Origin of the sequence: Methylobacterium sp. CCH5-D2, assembly GCF_001556475.1 — a bacterium.
In the GTDB taxonomy this organism is placed as follows: domain Bacteria; phylum Pseudomonadota; class Alphaproteobacteria; order Rhizobiales; family Beijerinckiaceae; genus Methylobacterium; species Methylobacterium hispanicum.
In genome coordinates this window covers 1-2,558 of record NZ_LSIX01000031.1, presented here as the reverse complement: position 1 = coordinate 2,558, position 2,558 = coordinate 1, and the positions used below count along the sequence as shown (strand labels likewise).

The 2,558-nt window shown below is 68.3% G+C and carries 5 protein-coding genes; all 5 read right to left on the bottom strand.

All coding sequences use genetic code 11. The features are described 5' to 3' along the window. Window positions 1-167 precede the first annotated feature (167 nt). Window positions 168-389 carry a hypothetical protein gene (locus AX737_RS00685; RefSeq protein WP_066918196.1) on the bottom strand — a complete coding sequence of 74 codons (222 nt, stop codon included), beginning with the start codon at window positions 387-389 and terminating at the stop codon, window positions 168-170. 290 nt (window positions 390-679) lie between these two features. After that, window positions 680-1,198, bottom strand: coding sequence for a hypothetical protein (locus tag AX737_RS00680; RefSeq protein WP_156453443.1), 519 nt, complete (start codon window positions 1,196-1,198; stop codon window positions 680-682). Window positions 1,199-1,239: 41 nt separating this feature from the next. Next, complete coding sequence (locus AX737_RS00675) at window positions 1,240-1,476, bottom strand: hypothetical protein (RefSeq protein ID WP_066918192.1); 237 nt, start codon at window positions 1,474-1,476, stop codon at window positions 1,240-1,242. Then, window positions 1,473-1,709 (bottom strand): hypothetical protein, encoded by a 237-nt coding sequence (locus AX737_RS00670; RefSeq protein ID WP_066918190.1) that lies wholly within the window; start codon window positions 1,707-1,709, stop codon window positions 1,473-1,475. Before AX737_RS00670 ends, AX737_RS00675 begins: the two co-directional genes overlap by 4 nt. Then, window positions 1,709-2,170 carry a hypothetical protein gene (locus tag AX737_RS00665; protein WP_066918188.1) on the bottom strand — a complete coding sequence of 154 codons (462 nt, stop codon included), beginning with the start codon at window positions 2,168-2,170 and terminating at the stop codon, window positions 1,709-1,711. The genes AX737_RS00670 and AX737_RS00665 overlap by 1 nt, the downstream gene beginning before the upstream one ends. Window positions 2,171-2,558: the final 388 nt, after the last annotated feature.

The following is a 2,558-nucleotide window of genomic DNA, read 5'->3' as shown; positions in this document are numbered from 1 at the left end:
CCGCTCGCGGTCCAGAACCAGACCTCGCGCTCTAACCCGCCCGGCCTGTGCCGATAGATGCGTCCGAGCGTGAGACCGTCCCGCTCCGCCACGAAATCGTGGGGCGCGTCGGCGAAGGTTCGGCGCCAAGTGATGGTGGTATCTGACATGGCGGATACCCTGTCCGCCTATTCCGCGCGTCGCTCGGCTTGCGCGATCAGCCATCTGCCGAGATCGGCCGCCTGCTCCGGCGTCAGGTTCGCGACGCCTGCGTCGGCCAGGGTCACGAACCGGAAACGCCGGCCGCCGTCAGGCCGATTAATGTCCTCGACGGTCATACCCTCGGTCTTGAGTGTGCTCTCGACGCCGGTTGGATTGTGCGGCGTCCAGATGATCGCGGGAGTGCTCATGGTCTCTTCCTTTCCGTTCGACGGATCGCCCCTCTGCCCTATCGGCGGCGCGGTCGTCGCACGAGTGGTGGGCATCCGAAGATGAATACCGGGAACTTCGGCGACCGGCTCTGATAGTAGCGTCGCGGTCCTTTCTGCGGCTTATTTTCATTCGGCCCGTATTTCTTCCGCAACAGTTGTTCGGCGATCCGGCTGCGCAGGCGTGAAGTCCGATAGTAGTTGAACGTTGAGCGATGCCGGTGAAAGTGAAACATAGTTTTGCCTTGATCGAATGGTGGTTGCCCCTCCGCCTATTCGGCGGGCTCGCACGGCGCGTGCTTGCCGCCGCGCAGGGCGTACTCTTTCCAGTGCTGCCAGCACGTCCGGCCGTCCCGTGTCTTGAGGAAGCCCCAACGCCGACCGCCCTTGCCGCGCCACACGATAGTGACGATCCGGCCGGGCGTTACGCTGAAACCCTCGCCCGACCAGCGGCCGAGGACGCGATGCAGGTGCTCGGCCTTGCGATGATGAAGCCGCCAAGCCGGCACGATACGCTGATAGACGAGGCCCCACTCGCCAGAGCCGTTCCGCACGGGCCGCCATAGATCGTCCGGCTCTGCGGGGTCCGGCCATTCGGCGAGCGTCGGCGCCGTGACCTCCTCGACGTAAGGCGTCAGTGGCAGCGTCCAGAACGACCACGGGTGATCGTGCGGATCGGGGTCGCCGTCGCCGCGGTGGAAGATGTGCAGGCGCAGGCGGCCGAGGATGCCGCGCGTCATGTACGGGCTTCCGTCGCCGATCGTGTGGAAGCTGAAAAACGGCTCTGCCAAGGGTTCCCCCCCCCAATAAGTTCGACGGAACTCTGATCTGTCTACGGGCCGCCTCGCTCGCGCACCCCGACGACGATGGCGCCAGGAAAGGCGGCGAGGGCGGCGCGGACGAGGGGATGATGGTGAGCCGGCCCGGTGGGGCGGGCGGAGCGGACCGGCGTCGGGACCTCGGCCGGCGTGCCCACCTCCGCCACGACCCGCGCGACGAGCGCGCCCAGCCGGACGGGCGCGGGCGGCCGGCGCGGCGCGAGGCGGGCGCGGGTCGGGCACTCGCTCACGGCTGCGATTCGTCCGGACGGCAGGCCGCCTCCACGATCCCCGCCGCCTGTCGGCAGGCATCGTGAAAGACCCGCAACTCGGCTTCGGAGAGCGGCCGGGAGAAGGTGACGGCCACCGCCTGGGGATTGTCCGCGTCGCGGCTGACGCCGAGGCAGCGCAGGCGGGAAGGTCCTGCGCTCGGGCGGATCTCGGCTGGGGCGGAGCGACCTGGGAAGGTGACGACGGCGCCCATCACGCCGTCCCGACCGCGCGGATCCCGTCCTCGTACCAGCCGCAGACCTCTGCCAGCCGGCGCCGCATGACGGAGGGGTCCTCGCCGTAGCGCTGCTCGCGCACGTAGGCATGCACGTTCGGATAGCGGGCCCAATTCGCCTCGTGATGCCAGAAGTCCCGCGGCACCTCCGTCAAGAGGTCGGACAGATCGACGTCGTAGAAGTGGACCACCCGGCGCTCCCGACAGAACCCGGTGTCATCGAGCGTCACGGGGTATCCGACCGTGTCCCATGCGCCGACCGCCAAGACGGGGAGTGCGCCGACGAAGCGCGGAGCTGGATGTCGGGCGAGGCCGACATAGGACACAGTCTGCCCGACCCGCACGTAGGGCTGGCGTGGCGGCGTGAAGGCCGGGATGGCGATACGGGCAGCCGAGGCGGCGGCCAGCAGACCGAGGAACGCGCGGCGGGAGACGATCATCGGCCGCCCCCGGAGGCGGTCGGAGCGCCAGCCACAGGGTTGGGAGCCGCAGAAAAAGCCAAGCGATTACATGGAGCGGATTTTTCGGGTTGGGCGAACCAACCGACTGCCTCCGCTACGTTCTGGAAGAACGGGCGAGGCCTCCAAACATCCGTTCCAGGATCAAGCCGGCCGGATCGCAAGTCCGAGGCCGGCTTTTTTCATGGCGCAACGGGAGCCCCGGCGGCTGTCGCGGCCTGCCCGGGGGCGCGTCCGCGGACCGTCCCGACCGGTCGTAGAGGGGGCGAAATCTCCGCTTGCCAGGGCCGGTGGGCCTGTGTAGACACCCCTCGCGATCCCCGATAGCTCAGTTGGTAGAGCAGGCGACTGTTAATCGCCTTGTCGCAGG

Excerpts from the sequence above, each read along its gene's own strand:
- AX737_RS00685 (WP_066918196.1), bottom strand. The coding sequence starts at position 389 with ATGAGCACTCCCGCGATCATCTGGACGCCGCACAATCCAACCGGCGTC.
- AX737_RS00670 (WP_066918190.1), bottom strand. The coding sequence starts at position 1,709 with ATGGGCGCCGTCGTCACCTTCCCAGGTCGCTCCGCCCCAGCCGAGATC.
- AX737_RS00665 (WP_066918188.1), bottom strand. The coding sequence starts at position 2,170 with ATGATCGTCTCCCGCCGCGCGTTCCTCGGTCTGCTGGCCGCCGCCTCG.